This window comes from Mesorhizobium sp. EU05-FHT14A09, from assembly GCF_058790995.1.
Genome location: NZ_JBYTDF010000005.1, coordinates 1 through 15,860, shown reverse-complemented (window position 1 = coordinate 15,860; position 15,860 = coordinate 1). Strand labels below are relative to the sequence as shown.

The 15,860-nt window shown below is 63.3% G+C and carries 15 protein-coding genes; 9 read left to right on the top strand and 6 right to left on the bottom strand.

The window, feature by feature from the left end; genetic code table 11:
- Positions 1 to 25 precede the first annotated feature (25 nt).
- The 4 genes from AC3WTO_RS18070 to AC3WTO_RS18055 all read right to left on the bottom strand — a co-directional run bounded on the left by AC3WTO_RS18070 (position 26) and on the right by AC3WTO_RS18055 (position 3,844).
- Positions 26 to 1,066, bottom strand: coding sequence for a heme-dependent oxidative N-demethylase family protein (locus AC3WTO_RS18070; RefSeq protein WP_492462138.1), 1,041 nt, complete (start codon positions 1,064 to 1,066; stop codon positions 26 to 28).
- Positions 1,067 to 1,135: 69 nt separating this feature from the next.
- Positions 1,136 to 2,101 (bottom strand): PDR/VanB family oxidoreductase, encoded by a 966-nt coding sequence (locus AC3WTO_RS18065; RefSeq protein WP_492462137.1) that lies wholly within the window; start codon positions 2,099 to 2,101, stop codon positions 1,136 to 1,138.
- The gene (locus tag AC3WTO_RS18060) at positions 2,098 to 2,697 is read right to left on the bottom strand and encodes a dimethylamine monooxygenase subunit DmmA family protein (protein WP_492462136.1); all 600 of its coding nucleotides are present in this window, start codon (positions 2,695 to 2,697) and stop codon (positions 2,098 to 2,100) included. The genes AC3WTO_RS18065 and AC3WTO_RS18060 overlap by 4 nt, the downstream gene beginning before the upstream one ends.
- A 13-nt stretch (positions 2,698 to 2,710) precedes the next feature.
- The gene (locus AC3WTO_RS18055) at positions 2,711 to 3,844 is read right to left on the bottom strand and encodes an aminomethyl transferase family protein (protein ID WP_492462134.1); all 1,134 of its coding nucleotides are present in this window, start codon (positions 3,842 to 3,844) and stop codon (positions 2,711 to 2,713) included.
- Positions 3,845 to 4,146: 302 nt separating this feature from the next.
- On the opposite strand from AC3WTO_RS18055, the gene AC3WTO_RS18050 reads away from it, so the two are divergent.
- From AC3WTO_RS18050 to AC3WTO_RS18010, 9 genes are all read left to right on the top strand, one after another.
- Positions 4,147 to 5,043: a class II glutamine amidotransferase gene (locus AC3WTO_RS18050; RefSeq protein ID WP_492462133.1), complete on the top strand. Its 897-nt coding sequence runs from the start codon at positions 4,147 to 4,149 to the stop codon at positions 5,041 to 5,043.
- Positions 5,044 to 5,047: 4 nt separating this feature from the next.
- On the top strand, positions 5,048 to 5,785 hold the full coding sequence (locus AC3WTO_RS18045) for a GltB/FmdC/FwdC-like GXGXG domain-containing protein (RefSeq protein ID WP_129413591.1): 738 nt from the start codon (positions 5,048 to 5,050) through the stop codon (positions 5,783 to 5,785).
- Between the two features lie 12 nt (positions 5,786 to 5,797).
- Positions 5,798 to 7,126: an FMN-binding glutamate synthase family protein gene (locus AC3WTO_RS18040; RefSeq protein WP_492462132.1), complete on the top strand. Its 1,329-nt coding sequence runs from the start codon at positions 5,798 to 5,800 to the stop codon at positions 7,124 to 7,126.
- Positions 7,127 to 7,178: 52 nt separating this feature from the next.
- Complete coding sequence (gene glnT, locus AC3WTO_RS18035; protein ID WP_326895666.1) at positions 7,179 to 8,516, top strand: type III glutamate--ammonia ligase; 1,338 nt, start codon at positions 7,179 to 7,181, stop codon at positions 8,514 to 8,516.
- A 90-nt stretch (positions 8,517 to 8,606) separates the two neighbouring features.
- Positions 8,607 to 9,860: a sarcosine oxidase subunit beta family protein gene (locus AC3WTO_RS18030; RefSeq protein WP_492462131.1), complete on the top strand. Its 1,254-nt coding sequence runs from the start codon at positions 8,607 to 8,609 to the stop codon at positions 9,858 to 9,860.
- 16 nt (positions 9,861 to 9,876) lie between these two features.
- Positions 9,877 to 10,191, top strand: a complete 315-nt coding sequence (locus AC3WTO_RS18025; protein ID WP_492462129.1) for a sarcosine oxidase subunit delta — start codon at positions 9,877 to 9,879, stop codon at positions 10,189 to 10,191.
- Positions 10,188 to 13,244: a sarcosine oxidase subunit alpha family protein gene (locus tag AC3WTO_RS18020; RefSeq protein WP_492462128.1), complete on the top strand. Its 3,057-nt coding sequence runs from the start codon at positions 10,188 to 10,190 to the stop codon at positions 13,242 to 13,244. Before AC3WTO_RS18025 ends, AC3WTO_RS18020 begins: the two co-directional genes overlap by 4 nt.
- Positions 13,237 to 13,866, top strand: coding sequence for a sarcosine oxidase subunit gamma (locus AC3WTO_RS18015; protein ID WP_492462127.1), 630 nt, complete (start codon positions 13,237 to 13,239; stop codon positions 13,864 to 13,866). The genes AC3WTO_RS18020 and AC3WTO_RS18015 overlap by 8 nt, the downstream gene beginning before the upstream one ends.
- A gap of 122 nt (positions 13,867 to 13,988) precedes the next feature.
- The gene (locus tag AC3WTO_RS18010; protein WP_492462126.1) at positions 13,989 to 14,759 is read left to right on the top strand and encodes an isocitrate lyase/PEP mutase family protein; all 771 of its coding nucleotides are present in this window, start codon (positions 13,989 to 13,991) and stop codon (positions 14,757 to 14,759) included.
- A gap of 59 nt (positions 14,760 to 14,818) precedes the next feature.
- On the opposite strand, the gene AC3WTO_RS18005 is transcribed toward AC3WTO_RS18010, so the two are convergent.
- Both AC3WTO_RS18005 and AC3WTO_RS18000 read right to left on the bottom strand, forming a co-directional pair.
- On the bottom strand, positions 14,819 to 15,217 hold the full coding sequence (locus tag AC3WTO_RS18005; RefSeq protein ID WP_492462125.1) for a group II truncated hemoglobin: 399 nt from the start codon (positions 15,215 to 15,217) through the stop codon (positions 14,819 to 14,821).
- An 88-nt stretch (positions 15,218 to 15,305) separates the two neighbouring features.
- Positions 15,306 to 15,860 (bottom strand): formate--tetrahydrofolate ligase (locus tag AC3WTO_RS18000; RefSeq protein ID WP_492462124.1); only part of this gene is annotated, 555 nt, incomplete at its 5' end.

Genomic DNA, 15,860 nt, shown 5'->3' with positions numbered 1-15,860 from the left:
CCCGGCTGAGGGTTGTCACACCGAACTAGTCCGGGGCGAAACCAGGCGAGGTGGGGGTTCCGTCGTCATATTGCGACAGCCATTCGAGGGTGGTCGGACGATAGCGGGTGAGACCCTTGTATTCGACCAGTTCGTTCGGCAGGTCGCGCAGGACGCGGTGGAAGCGGCGCGCCCATTTCGGCACGGTCACCAGTTCCTCCATCTTGATCAGATAGCAGCGGATCGGGAAGACCAGCGCGTTGGAGCGCGGCAGGCGCCAGAAGCTCTGCAGTTCGACACGCAGATGCACCTTGTCGCCGACATTGTCTGGCGTGACGGTGGTGCGGTCAGGTCCCCATTTGTGGTAATTCTCGGGGCTGGTGTCGAGCCGCGGGTTGATCGTCATCGTCCAGTTGAGCCGCCGTGCCGGCTTGCCCTGCTGGATGTTGGTGAGGAACTTCAGCGCCCGCGTGAAGATGCCCTTTTCATGGGCCAGCGGCACCGGCGCGTGCCATTCGAAGAAGTTCATGCCGATGTCGAAGTCGAGCGACCAGTCGGCCTGGGTGGTGACCGTGCCGGCATCCATCCAGAGGTTGCCGTCGCGCTGGTCGAGGATGCAGAAGTCGCCCTGGCTCTGACGCGTGATGTATTCCATCGGCCCGTAGGGCAGGGTGGAAAGATCGCCGAAGGTGAAGCTGTCGTCGACGCCGAGCGGCCGGTTGATCCAGCGCCAGCGATCGCCGTCGCGGGTGAGCGTAAAGTGCTCCGGATAACCCTTGGCCTGCTCGGTCATCAGAAGTTCGAGCAGGTCCCAGCCGGCCAGCGTCATGTGCGGCAGCGACTGGCAGCGCAGCGGGTCCTCGGCGAGCACCTTGGCGCGGTCCTGCATCTCGGAGACATAGTGTTCGTCGACGTCGATGAGGTTTTCGAGCACGGTGCCTTTCGGGCCCGGCACATGCGGTTCGATGTTGACCGCATACATGTAGGCGTCTTCATGGAATGGGAAGGGAAACCGCCGGATGAATTCCGGACTGTTCCTGAAGGTGAAGTCGTCCCGGAACGTTTCCTGCCTGAAATTGATGCCCATAGGTTCCTCCCCGTGGTTCCAACTCTTTGTGTTTACGCAAGTCCGGACGCACACCGGAATTGCTCTGGGCTAGCGCTCCAGCACCAGGGACTTGCCCTCGAAGCGTGAAACGCAAGGCATGATCTTCTTGCCCGAACAATGCTCGGCCTCGGTCAGCCAGTGGTCGTTGTGTTTGAAGGTGCCGTCATGGGAGACGACATTGGTCTCGCACTGACCGCAGACGCCGCCGCGGCACAGATAGGGCGGGTCGATGCCGGCCGCTTCCATTGCCTCGAGCAGGCTCTGTTCCTCGCCGACGCTGATCTGCATCTTGCTGAGCGCCAGCGTGACGTCGAAGGGCAGACCCGGCTGCGGCGCGGCGAAATGTTCGTAGTGAACGGTTTCGTCCGGCCAGCCATGCGCCGCTGCCGTTTCGCGCACCCAGCGGATCATGCCGGCGGGACCGCAGACGTAGAGATGGGTGCCGAGCGGCTGCGAGGTCAGCAGGCGTTCGAGCGGAAGGCGCTCGTTGGTGTCATCGTAATAGATGTTGACCCGCTTGCCGTAGCGATCGCGCAGCACATCGGCATAGGTGCCGAGCGCCGGTGTGCGGCAGGTGTAGTGCAGTTCGAAATTGCCACCTTCGGCGGCGAGCTGCGCGGTCTGGGCCATGAACGGTGTGATGCCGATGCCGCCAGCCAGCAGCAAATGTTTCCTGGCCCTCAGGTCGAGCGAGAACAGGTTGACCGGATAGGAGATCACCATCTCCATGCCGCGCTTGACGCGGTTGTGCATGAACAGCGAGCCGCCGCGGCCGGAATCGTCGCGGCGCACGCTGATCGTGTAGTCGCGCGTGTTGTGGGGCGAACTCATCAGCGAATAGGGATTGAGCCTGGACCTGTCGCCGTCGCGCATCTCCACCACGACATGGGCGCCGCCGGAAAAGGTCGGCAGGTCGCCGCCATCGGTACGCTCGAAATGGAAACGCTTCACCAGTTCGTTGACCGCGACCACATCGGTCACGGTGACGTTCAGTTTGGTTGTTCCCGCGCTCACCGGAAAATCTCCTCTTTCTGAGGGATCTCGCTCGGATCCTCGGCATTGATGCAGACGCCCTGGAAGGCAGCAAGACGACGCGAATAATGATCGCGCACCAGAAGCAGCAGGCCACAATGCGCGCAGGTGGCGGGCTGCGTGGTGACGTTCTCGGTGACGCCTTTGCAGTGCACGCACTGTACTCGGCGCGCCCAGGAACCGCGATGCTCGGTCTGGATCGAGGAATGGTCGATGCCGGCTTCCAGCGCCACCTGCATGGCCTGGCCGATCAACCCTTCGGTGCCGGCGAGATAGAGCCTCAGTCCCATATGCGCATTGGCTAGCGTTTGCCTGAGACGGGGCAGGGCTGCCGCGATCGAGGGGCCCTCGTAGAATTGCGCAGGCTTCAGGGCCTTGAGCGAAGCCTGGAACTGGCTTCGGCTCGTTTCCGGAATGAACATGATGTGTGTGCTGGCGAAGAAGCCGTCCGGAGCTTTCTTCGCCAGGTCGAGGATCGCGGACGCACCTTCGGCGTCCGCGACGAAGAGATGGTTCTTGCCGGTCTGGGGCGACAGGGTTCCATAGACCGGGCGACTGAGGATCGTCTTTGCCGGCATCCCGTCCAACGGATCAGCCTTTCGCCGTGCGCTTCAGCTTCTTGGGATCGTCGAACGGCAATGCCTGTGCGGTCGCCTTCACCGACCCGGACGCGTTGCGGATCTCGAGTTCGGTACCGACGACGGCACAGTCGACATCGAGGCGGGCGATGCCCATCGATTTCTTCACCAGCGGTGAATACATCGCGCAGGTGACGACGCCGACCTTCTTGCCGTTGCGATGGATCGGCGCGCCTTCGTCCGCCGGCTTGGTGCCGTCCAGCAGGACGCCGAAAATCTTGAAGCGCTCCTTGCCCTTGAGGCGATAGTGTTCCTCTGCGCCGCGGAAGCCGGTCTTGCCGGGACTGACGGTGAAGTCGAGCCCCAGTTCCCACAGCGTGTCGCCAGGTCCTTCATTCTCGAAGGGATATTTCTGCGAGTTGTCGTAGGGATAAAACAGCAGGTAGCTCTCGACGCGCAGCATGTCGAGCGTGGTGAAGCGGCATGGGATGATGCCGTCGTTCTTGCCTTCATCGAGGATGCGGTCCCAGATCGTGCCAGCATCCTGGCCGCGGCAGAAGATTTCATAGCCGCGTTCGCCGGTGTAACCGGTGCGCGAGATCATCACCGGCAGGCCGAACAGCTGGGTCTGCATGTGGTGGAAATAGTTGAGGTCGCGGATGCCGGGCACATGCCTGGCCAGGTAGTCGACGGCGGTCGGACCCTGCAGCGACAGGTCGTGCAGATTGTCGTCGAAACGAACCGAGACGTCGCGGCCGATGGATGCGCGCGTCAGCTCTTCGTGGCCGGTGCCCGAACCATGCACGACCATCCAGGAATTGGTGCTGATGCGGTAGACGACGCAATCGTCGGTGAACTTGCCGGCATCATTGAGCATGCAGGCGTAGACCGACTTGCCCGGGTAGATCTTCTCGACATCGCGTGTCGTGCACAGGTCGATCAGATGCGAGGCGTGCGGGCCGGTGATGTGGACCTTCTTCAGGCCCGAAACGTCCATCAGGCCGGCCTTGGTGCGGATGGCGACATATTCTTCGTCGGCGTCCTTGTCATAAGTCCAGGCCGTGCCCATGCCGCTCCAGTCTTCAAGCTTGGAGCCCAGGGCGCGATGGCGGTCGGCCAAAGTCGAGAAACGCCAGGAAGCTGTCATGTGGGTGTCCTTCTCCTCAAGGGTACCTTCGAAAAGCGGCCATTCTTTTCTTATCGGCCTGCACTTTCGCCAGACGCATATTGACTCGAATTCCGTCGTCTGGGCAATATCTTTGTGCAAGAAATATTACTGATAGGCAACTTTCCCTGGTTCCGACTTTAGTCCTCCCAGGAGGCCCCGGTTCCGCGGCGAGACGTGATGCGAGACTTTTCTGTAAGGAAAAAAACATTCATAGCAGTTGAATTGGATTTTTAAAGCTGCTAGCGTTCAATCATCGGACCGCTGCCATTGGAGGTAACGTCGTGTGCGGAATTGTGGGACTGTTCTTGAAGGACAAGACATTGGAGCCGCAACTCGGCGCCATGCTCTCTGAAATGCTGGTCATGCTGACCGATCGCGGCCCCGACAGCGCGGGCATCGCAGTCTACGGCGCCGCGACCAAAGGCAAGGCCAAGGTTACGATCCAGTCGCCATCACCGGAGGCGGATTTCGCCGGTCTCGAAGCCGAGCTCGGCAAGAAGATCGACGCCAAGGTGAAGCTGCTGGCCAAGTCGACGCATGCGGTGATCGACGTGCCCGCCGGCAAGGTTGAGGCGGTGCGCGAGGCGATCGCCGAACTCCGTCCATCGGTGCGCATCATGGGTGCCGGCGAAGCCATCGAAATCTACAAGGAAGTCGGCCTGCCGGTCGACGTCGTGAGGCGCTTCGACGTCAGCAAGATGACCGGTACCCACGGCATCGGCCATACCCGCATGGCGACCGAATCCGCCGTCACCACGCTTGGCGCGCATCCTTTCTCGACCGGACCGGATGAGTGCCTGGTGCACAATGGCTCGTTGTCCAACCACAACAATCTGCGGCGTGAACTGATCCGCGAGGGCATGAAGTTCGAGACCGAGAACGACACCGAGGTGGCTGCCGCCTATCTCTCGTCCAAGATCGCGCACGGCCTGGATCTCGGCCAGGCGCTGGAAAGCAGCGTCAATGACCTCGACGGTTTCTTCACCTTTGTCGTCGGCACCAAGAACGGTTTCGGCGTCGTGCGCGATGCCATCGCCTGCAAGCCGGCCGTGCTTGCCGAGACCGATCGTTACGTCGCCTTCGGCTCGGAATACCGCGCGCTGACCAAGCTGCCCGGCATCGAGGATGCCAAGGTGTGGGAACCGGAGCCGTCAACCGTCTATTTCTGGGAGCACTGAGCCGATGTCCGTGACAACTCTCGCCAAGGCGCCGCAGCGCGAAGTCAACTATGCGCCGCGCGTCTTCGATCTTGACGCGGCACCGCTGCGCGAACTCAACCTCGCTTTGCATCAGGTGACGGATGCGGCCGACGAGCCGAGCTGGGAAGTGATCAACCCGAAGGGCAGCCACGCCGTGGCCGCCGGGGTGGCGCAACCGATCGCCGTCGAGGTGCGCGGCAGTGTCGGCTACTATTGCGGCGGCATGAACGACAAGGCCAGCATCACCGTGCACGGCTCGGCCGGGCCCGGCGTTGGCGAAAACATGATGTCGGGCCAGATCACGGTGAAGGGCGACGCCAGCCAGTATGCCGGTGCGACCGGCCGCGGCGGCCTGCTGGTGATCGAAGGCAATGCCTCGTCGCGTTGCGGCATCTCGATGAAGGGCATCGACATCGTCGTGCGCGGCAATGTCGGCCACATGTCGGCCTTCATGGCGCAATCCGGCAATCTCGTGGTGCTCGGCGATGCCGGCGATGCGCTGGGCGATTCCATCTACGAGGCGCGCCTGTTCGTGCGTGGCGAGGTGAAGAGCCTTGGCGCCGACTGCATCAAGAAGGAAATGCGTCCGGAGCATATCGCCAAGCTCAAGGAGCTGCTCGACCGCGCCGGCATCACCGATGTCAAACCGGAAGAATTCACACGCTACGGATCGGCCCGTACGCTCTACAATTTCAATATCGATAACGCCGACGCGTACTGAGGGGACGCCTACATGACCTATCACAATCCTCCGACGACGCCTCGCCGCTCGGCCACGTTCGACGACTATACGATGTCGGAGATCCGCCGTGCGGCGGCAACCGGCATCTATGACATCCGCGGCTCGGGCGCCAAACGCAAGCTGCCGCATTTCGACGACCTGCTGTTCCTCGGCGCGTCGATCTCGCGCTATCCGCTGGAAGGCTATCGCGAACGCTGCGACACCAGCGTCACGCTCGGCGCCCGCCATGCGAAAAAGCCGATCCAGCTGAAAATCCCGATCACCATCGCCGGCATGAGCTTCGGCTCGCTGTCGGGGCCGGCCAAGGAAGCGCTCGGGCGCGGCGCGACGATCGCCGGCACCTCGACGACCACCGGCGACGGCGGCATGACAGAGGAGGAGCGCGGCCATTCACAGACGCTGGTCTATCAGTATCTGCCGTCACGCTATGGCATGAACCCGCGTGACCTGCGTCGTGCCGATGCCATCGAGATCGTTGTCGGCCAGGGCGCCAAGCCGGGCGGCGGCGGCATGCTGCTCGGCCAGAAGATTTCCGACCGCGTCGCCGAAATGCGCACGCTGCCCAAGGGCATCGACCAGCGTTCCGCCTGCCGCCATCCCGACTGGACCGGCCCGGACGATCTCGAAATCAAGATCCTCGAACTGCGCGAAATCACCGACTGGGAAAAACCGATCTACGTCAAGGTCGGCGGCGCGCGGCCTTACTACGACACCGCTCTTGCCGTGAAGGCGGGTGCCGACGTGGTGGTGCTCGATGGCATGCAGGGCGGTACCGCAGCAACGCAGGAAGTGTTCATCGAGCATGTCGGCCAGCCGACGCTCGCCTGCATCCGCCCGGCGGTGAAGGCGCTGCAGGATCTCGGCATGCACCGCAAGGTGCAGCTCATCGTCTCCGGCGGTATCCGCAATGGCGCTGATGTCGCCAAGGCGCTGGCGCTGGGCGCCGATGCCGTCTCGATCGGTACCGCCGCGCTGATCGCGCTCGGCGACAACGACCCGCGCTGGGAGGACGAGTACCAGAAGCTCGGCACCACGGCCGGTGCCTATGACGACTGGCACGAAGGCAAGGACCCGGCCGGCATCACCACCCAGGATCCGGAGCTGATGAAACGCCTCGATCCGATCGCAGCCGGCCGCCGTCTGGCGAATTATCTCAAAGTGATGACGCTGGAAGCACAGACGATCGCCCGTGCCTGCGGCAAGAATCACGTCCACAACCTGGAACCGGAGGATCTCTGCGCCCTGACAATCGAATCCGCGGCCATGGCAGGCGTTCCGCTCGCCGGCACCGGTTGGATACCGGGAAAGGGCAGCTTCTAGGCATCTTCTTCGATCAATCAAAACAACAAGAAGAAAAACCCAGGGGAAAACAATGGGAACCAATTTCGAAGCCAGCACGGCCGTTACCGCAGAGCTGAAGGATTTCGCCCGGGCGCGTAACGTCAAATATTTCATGATCTCCTACACCGACCTGTTCGGCGGCCAGCGCGCCAAGCTGGTGCCGGCGCAGGCGATCTCGGACATGCAGAAGGACGGAGCCGGCTTTGCCGGCTTTGCCACTTGGCTCGACCTGACGCCGGCGCATCCGGACATGCTGGCCGTGCCGGATCCGGATTCGGTCATCCAGCTGCCATGGAAGCCTGAGGTCGCCTGGCTGGCGTCGGACTGCCTGATGGAAGGCAAGAGCGTGGCGCAGGCGCCGCGCAACACGCTGAAGCGCCTGGTTTCGGAAGCCGCCGAATTCGGCATCCGCGTCAAGACCGGCGTCGAGCCCGAGTTCTTCCTGACGACGCCGGACGGCAAGCAGATCTCCGACGAATACGATACCGCCGCCAAGTCCTGCTACGACCAGCAGGCGGTGATGCGCCGTTACGACGTCATCGCCGAAATCTGTGACGCGATGCTGTCGCTGAACTGGGAGCCCTATCAGAACGACCATGAGGACGCGAATGGTCAGTTCGAGATGAACTGGGCCTATGACGATGTTCTGGCGACTGCCGACAAGCACTCCTTCTTCAAGTTCATGGTGAAGTCGATCGCCGAAAAGCATGGCCTGCGCGCCACCTTCATGCCGAAGCCGTTCCAGGGCCTGACCGGCAATGGCTGCCATGCGCACATCTCGGTCTGGGATCTCGGCGGCAAGACCAACGCCTTCGCCGACAAGAACATGGAACTCGGGCTTTCCGAGCAAGGCCGCCATTTCCTCGGCGGCATCATGAAACATGCGTCGGCCCTGGCCGCGATCTGCAACCCGACCGTCAATTCCTACAAGCGCATCAACGCGCCGCGCACGATTTCGGGGGCGACCTGGGCACCGAACACCGTGACCTGGACCGGCAACAACCGCACGCACATGGTGCGTGTGCCAGGGCCGGGCCGCTTCGAACTCCGCCTGCCGGACGGTGCCGCCAATCCATACCTGATGCAGGCGGTGATCATTGCTGCCGGCCTCGACGGCATGAAGAGCAAGGCCGATCCGGGACCGCGCAGCGATATCGACATGTACAAGGACGGCCACACCGTGACCCACGGTGCCAAGCTGCCGCTCAACCTGCTCGATGCGCTGCGCGAATACGACAAGGACACGTCGCTGAAGGCGGCCATGGGCGAGGAGTTCTCGGCGGCCTTCATTCGGCTGAAGCAGCAGGAGTGGAATTCCTACGCTTCGCATTTCACCCAGTGGGAGCGCGACCACACGCTCGACGTGTAGCGGCGGGAGCAAGTCCAGGAAAAGTGGGCAGCGGTTAAGACGTTTCCGAAAAATGGAAACGTCTTGAGACAAGGGTCAGAACAGACTGAAATGCGGTACTCGATCTTCTCGCTCGCCAAGGCGGCGCTTTCCGGCCACAAGGGCTGGACGCGCGCCTGGCGCGATGCCCAGCCGAAGAAACATTATGACGTGGTGATCATCGGCGGCGGCGGTCATGGACTGGCCACCGCCTATTACCTCGCCAAGGAATACGGCATCCGCAACGTCGCGGTGCTGGAGAAGGGCTGGATCGGATCCGGCAATGCCGGCCGCAACACCACCATCATCCGCTCCAACTACATGCTGCCGGGCAACACCGGCTTCTACGAGCTGTCGATGAAGCTGTGGGAGCGGCAGGAGCAGGACCTCAACTACAACACGATGGTGAGCCAGCGCGGCATCATCAACCTTTATCATTCCGATGCCCAGCGCGATGCCTTTGCCCGGCGCGGCAACGTCATGCGCATCAACGGCATCGACGCGGAACTGCTCGACAGCGATCAGATCCGCAAGGTGTTGCCGTTCCTGAACTACAACAATGCCCGTTTCCCGGTGATGGGTGGCCTGTGGCAGCCACGGGCTGGTACGGCCCGCCACGATGCCGTGGTGTGGGGTTATGCGCGCGCCGCCGACTCCTTCGGTGTCGACATCATCCAGAACTGCGAGGTGACCGGTTTCACGCGCGACCAGAACGGCAGGATCACCGGCGTCGAAACGGCGCGCGGCACGATCGGCGCCGGCAAGATCGGCATGGCGGTGGCCGGCAGCACCTCGCGCGTCGCGGCGATGGCCGGCATGCGCCTGCCGATCGAAAGCCATGTGCTGCAGGCCTTCGTATCCGAGGCGATCAAGCCGCTCATTCCCGGCGTCATCACCTTCGGCGCGGGCCATTTCTACGTCAGCCAGTCCGACAAGGGCGGGCTTGTCTTCGGCGGTGATCTCGACGGCTACAACTCCTATGCCCAGCGCGGCAACATGCCGGTGATGGAAGACGTCTGCGAAGGCGGCATGGCGCTGATGCCGATGATCGGCCGCGTGCGCCTGCTGCGGCAGTGGGGCGGCATCATGGACATGTCGATGGACGGCACGCCGATCATCGACAGGACGCCGATCGACGGGCTCTATCTCAATGCCGGCTGGTGTTACGGCGGCTTCAAGGCGACGCCGGCCTCCGGCCTGGTCTTTGCTCACCTGCTCGCTCGCGACGAGCCGCACGAGGAAGCAAAACGCTTCCGGCTCGACCGCTTCCGGCGCGGCGCGATGATCGACGAGAAGGGCCAGGGCGCCCAACCCAACCTGCATTGAAAGCGAGTAAGGCGCCATGCGCATAGCATGCCCATTCTGCGGCGAACGCGAACTCGGCGAGTTCACCTATCTCGGCGACGCGGCACCGAAGCGGCCGATGGCTTTCGCGGCCGACGGGGCCGAGCAGCCTGACGCGCAGGATCTTTTCTTCGACTACGTCTATCTGCGTGACAACGTTGCCGGCGACATGGACGAACGCTGGTACCATGGCGGCGGCTGCCGTTCTTGGCTGACTGTCACCCGCAGCACGACAACACATGAAATCAAGGCCGTGCGCGCGGCACCGGGTGCAGGTGCGCAGAAGCCGGCCAAGGCAGGCGCGACATCATGAGCAGGACCAGCCAGATTTCCGGTGATGCCGCGCCGCTCGCCTTCAATGAGAAGCCTGTCGCCGACGCACGGCCGCCGCGTTTTGTCTCCGCAGGCACGCAATCCCACCGCCTGTCGAGCGGTGGCCAGATCGATCGCAAGCAGCCGCTCGGCTTCACCTTCGACGGCAGGAAAATGGTCGGCTTCGCCGGCGATACGCTGGCCTCGGCGCTGGTGGCGAACGGCGTCAGGCTGGTCGGCCGTTCGTTCAAATATCATCGGCCGCGCGGCATCCTGACCGCCGGGGCGGAAGAGCCGAACGCATTGGTCGAACTGCGCAACGGTGCACGGCGCGAGCCCAACACACGCGCCACGACGACCGAGCTCTATGACGGGCTTTCAGCGGAGAGCCAGAACCGCTGGCCCTCGCTGCGCCATGACGTCATGGCGGTGAATTCGCTGTTCTCGCCGATCTTTGTCGCCGGCTTCTACTACAAGACCTTCATGTGGCCGGCGAAGCTTTGGGAAAAGCTCTACGAGCCAGCCATCCGCCGCGCTGCCGGCCTCGGCAAGGCATCGGGCGAAGCTGATCCGGATCATTACGAGAAAGCCTGGGCGCATTGCGACGTGCTGGTGGTGGGCAGCGGCCCGGCCGGCCTCGCCGCCGCACTCGCCGCAGGCCGCGCCGGCGCACGCGTCATCCTGGCCGAAGAGGACAGTCGCCTCGGCGGCCGCCTGCTCTCCGAAGATGGCGAGATCGACGGCAAGCCGGCGGAGGCATGGCTGGCGGATGCACAGCGCGAGATCGCGGGACTGGCCAATATCCGCATCATGACCCGCACTGCCGTTTTCGGTGTCTATGACGGCGGCACCTATGGCGCACTCGAGCGGGTCAACGATCACGTCGCGGTGCCGCCGGCACATCAGCCGCGCCAGCGGCTCTGGCGCATCGTCGCCAGGCGCGCTGTCGTCGCGGCCGGCGCGATCGAACGTCCACTGGTTTTCCCGGGCAATGACAGGCCGGGCGTGATGATGGCATCCGCTGTGCGCAGCTACATCAACCGGTTCGCGGCGATGCCCGGCCGGCAGGTCGCGCTCTTCACCAACAATGACGACGGCTGGCGCACGGCTGAAGCCGTCCAGCGCGCCGGAGGTTCGGTCGCTGCCGTAATCGACAGCCGTGGTGTGATTCCAGAGGCCTATCGCGGGCTCAATCTGCGACAGCTCGGTGGCGTCGTCAGCGATGTGAATGGCGGCGTCGATGGCGTACGCAGCATCATCGTGCGCGATGCCGGTGGCCGTACACAGCAGATCGAAGCGGATTGCCTGGCCATGTCGGGCGGCTGGAATCCGAATGTGGCGCTGTCGTCGTTCCAGCGTGGCAGGCCGGTCTGGCGTGACGACATCGCGGCCTTTGTGCCTGGGCAGTGCCCTGCAGGCATGGTCTTGGTGGGCGCAGCCAGCGGTGATTTCTCGCTTGCTGCCTGTCTGCGCGAAGGTCATGCGGCTGGTGCCGTTGCGGCGAAGGAGTGTGGCGCCAAGGGCAAGGCTGGTGAAAGGCCCCAGGGCGACGACGAAGGATTTGCGATCAAGCCGTTGTGGCATGTCGAGGGCGGCAAGGCTTTCGTCGATTTCCAGCATGATGTGACGGCTTCCGATGTGAAGCTGGCGCAGCGTGAAGGCTTCGAGAGCGTCGAGCACCTGAAGCGCTACACCACGCTCGGCATGGCGACCGACCAGGGCAAGCTGTCCAACGTCAATGGTCTTGCCCTGATGGCCGAGGCAAGCGGGCGCGACATTGCCGATACCGGTACGACGATCTACCGGCCGCCTTATGCGCCGGTGGCGATCGGCGCACTGGCCGGTCACCATCGTGACGAGAACTTCCATGCGTGGCGCCTGACGCCGTCACACTACTGGGCAGCCGCGCGGGGTGCCGTGTTCGTCGACACCGGCCTGTGGAAGCGTGCACAATGGTATCCGATCGCCGGCGAGAAGGACTGGCTGGAGTCGGTGACGCGTGAGGTACGCGCCGTACGCAACGGCGTCGGCTTCTGCGATGTCTCCACGCTGGGCAAGGTCGACGTGCGTGGTCCGGATGCCGGCACCTTCCTCGACCGCCTCTACATCAACACCTTCTCCAATCTCGCGGTCGGCAAGGCCCGCTACGGGCTGATGCTGCGCGAGGACGGGCTGGTCTATGACGACGGCACCACGTCGCGGCTGGCGGAGGATCACTATTTCCTCACCACCACCACCGCCAAGGCCGGGCCGGCCATGCAGCATCTCGAATACTGCCGGCAGGTGCTGTGGCCCGAGCTCGATGTGCAGCTGACCTCGGTGACGGATCAGTGGGCGCAGTTCTCGATCGCCGGCCCCAACACGCGCGACCTTCTGAAGAACCTGTGCGATCCGGCGGAAGACCTCTCCAATGAAGGGTTCCCGTTCATGGGGGTGCGCGAAGTGTCGTTGCGCGGCGGCATGCGGGCGCGGCTTTACCGCATCTCGTTCTCCGGCGAGATGGCGTTCGAAATCGGCGTGCCGGCACGCTATGGCGAAGCCATGGCCGAGAACCTGATGCGCGCTGGCGCCGAGTTCGGGGTTACGCCCTATGGCACGGAAGCGCTTGGCGTCATGCGCATCGAAAAGGGCCATGTCGCCGGCCCCGAACTCAGCGGCACCACGACGGCCGACGATCTCGGCCTCGGCAAGATGATGTCGAAGAAAAAGGACTATGTCGGTCGCGTCATGGCCGGTCGCGAGGCGCTGGTCGCGCCGGACCGGCAGGTGGTGGTTGGCGTCAAGCCGGTCGACAAGGCCAGCAGGCTGCGTTCGGGTGCGCATGTCATCCCCAAGGGCGCCGTTCCCGGTCCCGACACCGACCAGGGTTATCTGACCTCGGTCTGCTATTCGCCGATGCTCGGTCACTGGATCGCGCTGGCGCTGGTCGAGCGTGGACGCGAGCGCCACGGCGAGATCGTGCGGGCTTACGATCCGCTGCGCGGCGAAGAGATGGATGTCGAGATCACCAGTCCGGTCTTCTACGACCCCGAGGGAGGGCGCCAGCGTGGTTGAGTATTCCTGGGAAGCGCAGTCACCGCTGCGCATGGCGTTCGCGCCCGGCCGTCTTGGCCTGGCCAGCGGGGAAGCCGGTATCGCCCTGTCGGAAATCAGCGACTTCAACCTGGTGCAGGTGATGGCACGCCGTGGCCAGGTCGCCGAAGTCGCAAAGGCGGCCAAAAAAGCCTGGGGTGTCCTGCCGCCGGAGAAGCCCGGAGCCGCTGTCGGCAAAGGCGTCACGCTGATATGGACCGGTCCGGATCAGTTCTTTGTGCTCAGCGCGGGAAATAACCCCGATCCCGTCCCATCACTGGCGGTTGTCTTCGACGGCATGGCATCTCTCAGTGATCAATCCGGTGGCCGCTGCCTGATCCGGTTGTCGGGCGCCAAGGTACGCAGTGCACTCTCCAAAGTGTCGTCGATCGATCTGCATGACAGCGTGTTTCCGGTCGGAGCGGCTGCCGCAACGTCGATCGATCATACCGGCGTCAATCTTTGGCGTGGAGCAGATGCTGCCAATGGCGACACGGTCTACAATCTGCTCGTCTTCACCAGTTTCTCCGACAGCCTCTGGCACACGCTTGCCGATGCCGCGGCTGAATATGGCGTCGAGGCAACCCGCACATCGCTGTCCTAATCCGGGGCAGCGTCGCTGCCACCGACGGTTGGACATGTCAGCATTGTCGATCTGTGCCATGGCGCGGCTGAGAGGTGCACGTTAGGCTCGCCGCAGACCGACATCCTGCACAAGGCAAATCCATGAGCGACCAGATCGAACGCGCGCGTGCTTTCCATGCCCTTCACGTCAAGGGCGACCCGGTGGTGCTTTTCAACGTCTGGGACCCGGGCAGTGCCCAGGCTGTCGTCAAGGCCGGCGCCAAGGCGTTGGCGACCGGTAGCTGGCCAGTTGCGGCAGCCTTCGGCTATCCGGATGGCGAGAAGATTCCGTTAGCGCTGGCGCTCGACAATTTCCGCCGCATCACCGCATCGGTGGAGCTGCCGGCAACGATGGATCTCGAAAGCGGCTATGGGCCAGCGCCGGCAACGGTCGCGTCGACCGTGGCGCAGGCGATCGAGGCGGGTGCGGTTGGCTTCAATTTCGAAGACCAGATCGTCGGTGGCGGCGGTCTTTACGAGATCGCGGTGCAGGTCGAACGCATCAAGGCGGCAGCCGATGCGGTCAAGGCCAGCGGTGTGCCGGCCTTCATCAACGCCCGCACCGACATCTTCCTGAAAGCCAAGCCCGAAGAGCACAGCGAAGCCTTGGTCGAACAGGCGATCGCGCGTGCCTCAGCTTATGAGAAGGCCGGCGCGCATGGTTTCTTCGCACCCGGGCTCGGCGATCCGGCGCTCATCGAAAAGCTGTGCAAGGCAGTTGCGCTGCCGGTCAACATCATCGCGCTGGCGCATGTGCCGCCGCGTCAGAAGCTGGCCGAACTCGGCGTTGCCCGCATCAGCCACGGGCCGGTGCCCTACCGCAAGATGGTGGCGTGGCTGGAAGAGCAGGCCAGGGCCGCGATTTCCGGATAGTTACTTGGTTTTGCGCAATTCCGGACGGAAAATCGCTACAGACTTTTCCTGGAATTGCTTCAGTCCTGGTTACTGGCGACCTCGGCCGCCCGCGCCAGATGCTGCATGAACTGGCTGGCGGTCGGTTCGGCAATGCCGGCCTCCGCCACCGCCTTTGCCATGCATCTCAGCCAGAGGTCGCGCATCTGAGGTCCGATCGGAACATGCTCATGGATCTCGCGCAGCCGTGAATGGCCGTGCCTTCGCACATAGTGCTGGGGACCGCCGAGAAAACCGGAGAGATAGTCGAACTGCTCGATGCGGGAATGGGCGACGCCATGGCCGCGACGATGGAGAAGATGCAGTTCCTGCGCATCCTCGTCCTGTTCGATAATGTCGCAGAAAGCCTGGACGAGCCGCTCCAGACCTCCATCGCCGCCGATGGCTTCGTAAAGTGAAAGTTTGCCCGGTAGTGTCATTTGAAAAGAGGCAATCGGCAGTAGGCAATCGGCAGTCGGAAAGATCGATACCCGACTGCCTACTGCCGATTGCCGACTGCCTTCCCGTTTAGAACAACCCCTCGATCTGGCCCTGGTCGTTGAGGAAGATCTTCTCCGACGATGGCTTGGAAGGCAGGCCAGGCATGGTCATCACCTCACCGCAGATGATGACGACGAAGCCGGCGCCGGCAGCAAGGCGAACCTCACGCACCGGAACGGTGTGGCCGGTCGGAGCACCACGCAGGTTCGGATCGGTCGAGAAGGAATATTGCGTCTTGGCCATGCAGACGGGAAGGTTGCCGTAGCCAGACTGTTCCCACTGATGCAACTGGTCACGGATCGCCTTGTCGGCAATCGCCTCGTCACCGCGATAGATGCGCTTGACGATGGTGTTGATCTTCTCGAACAGCGGCATGTCGTCGGGATAAAGCGGCGAGAACTGCGAGGCACCGCTCTCGGCAATCTCCACAACCTTGTGGGCAAGCTCCTCGATGCCGGCTGAGCCCTGTGCCCAGTGCTTGCACAGGATCGCCTCGGCCCCTTGCGCCGCCACGAACTCCTTCATCGCCTGGATCTCGGCATCGGTGTCGGAGACGAAGTGGTTGATGGCCACCACCGCCGG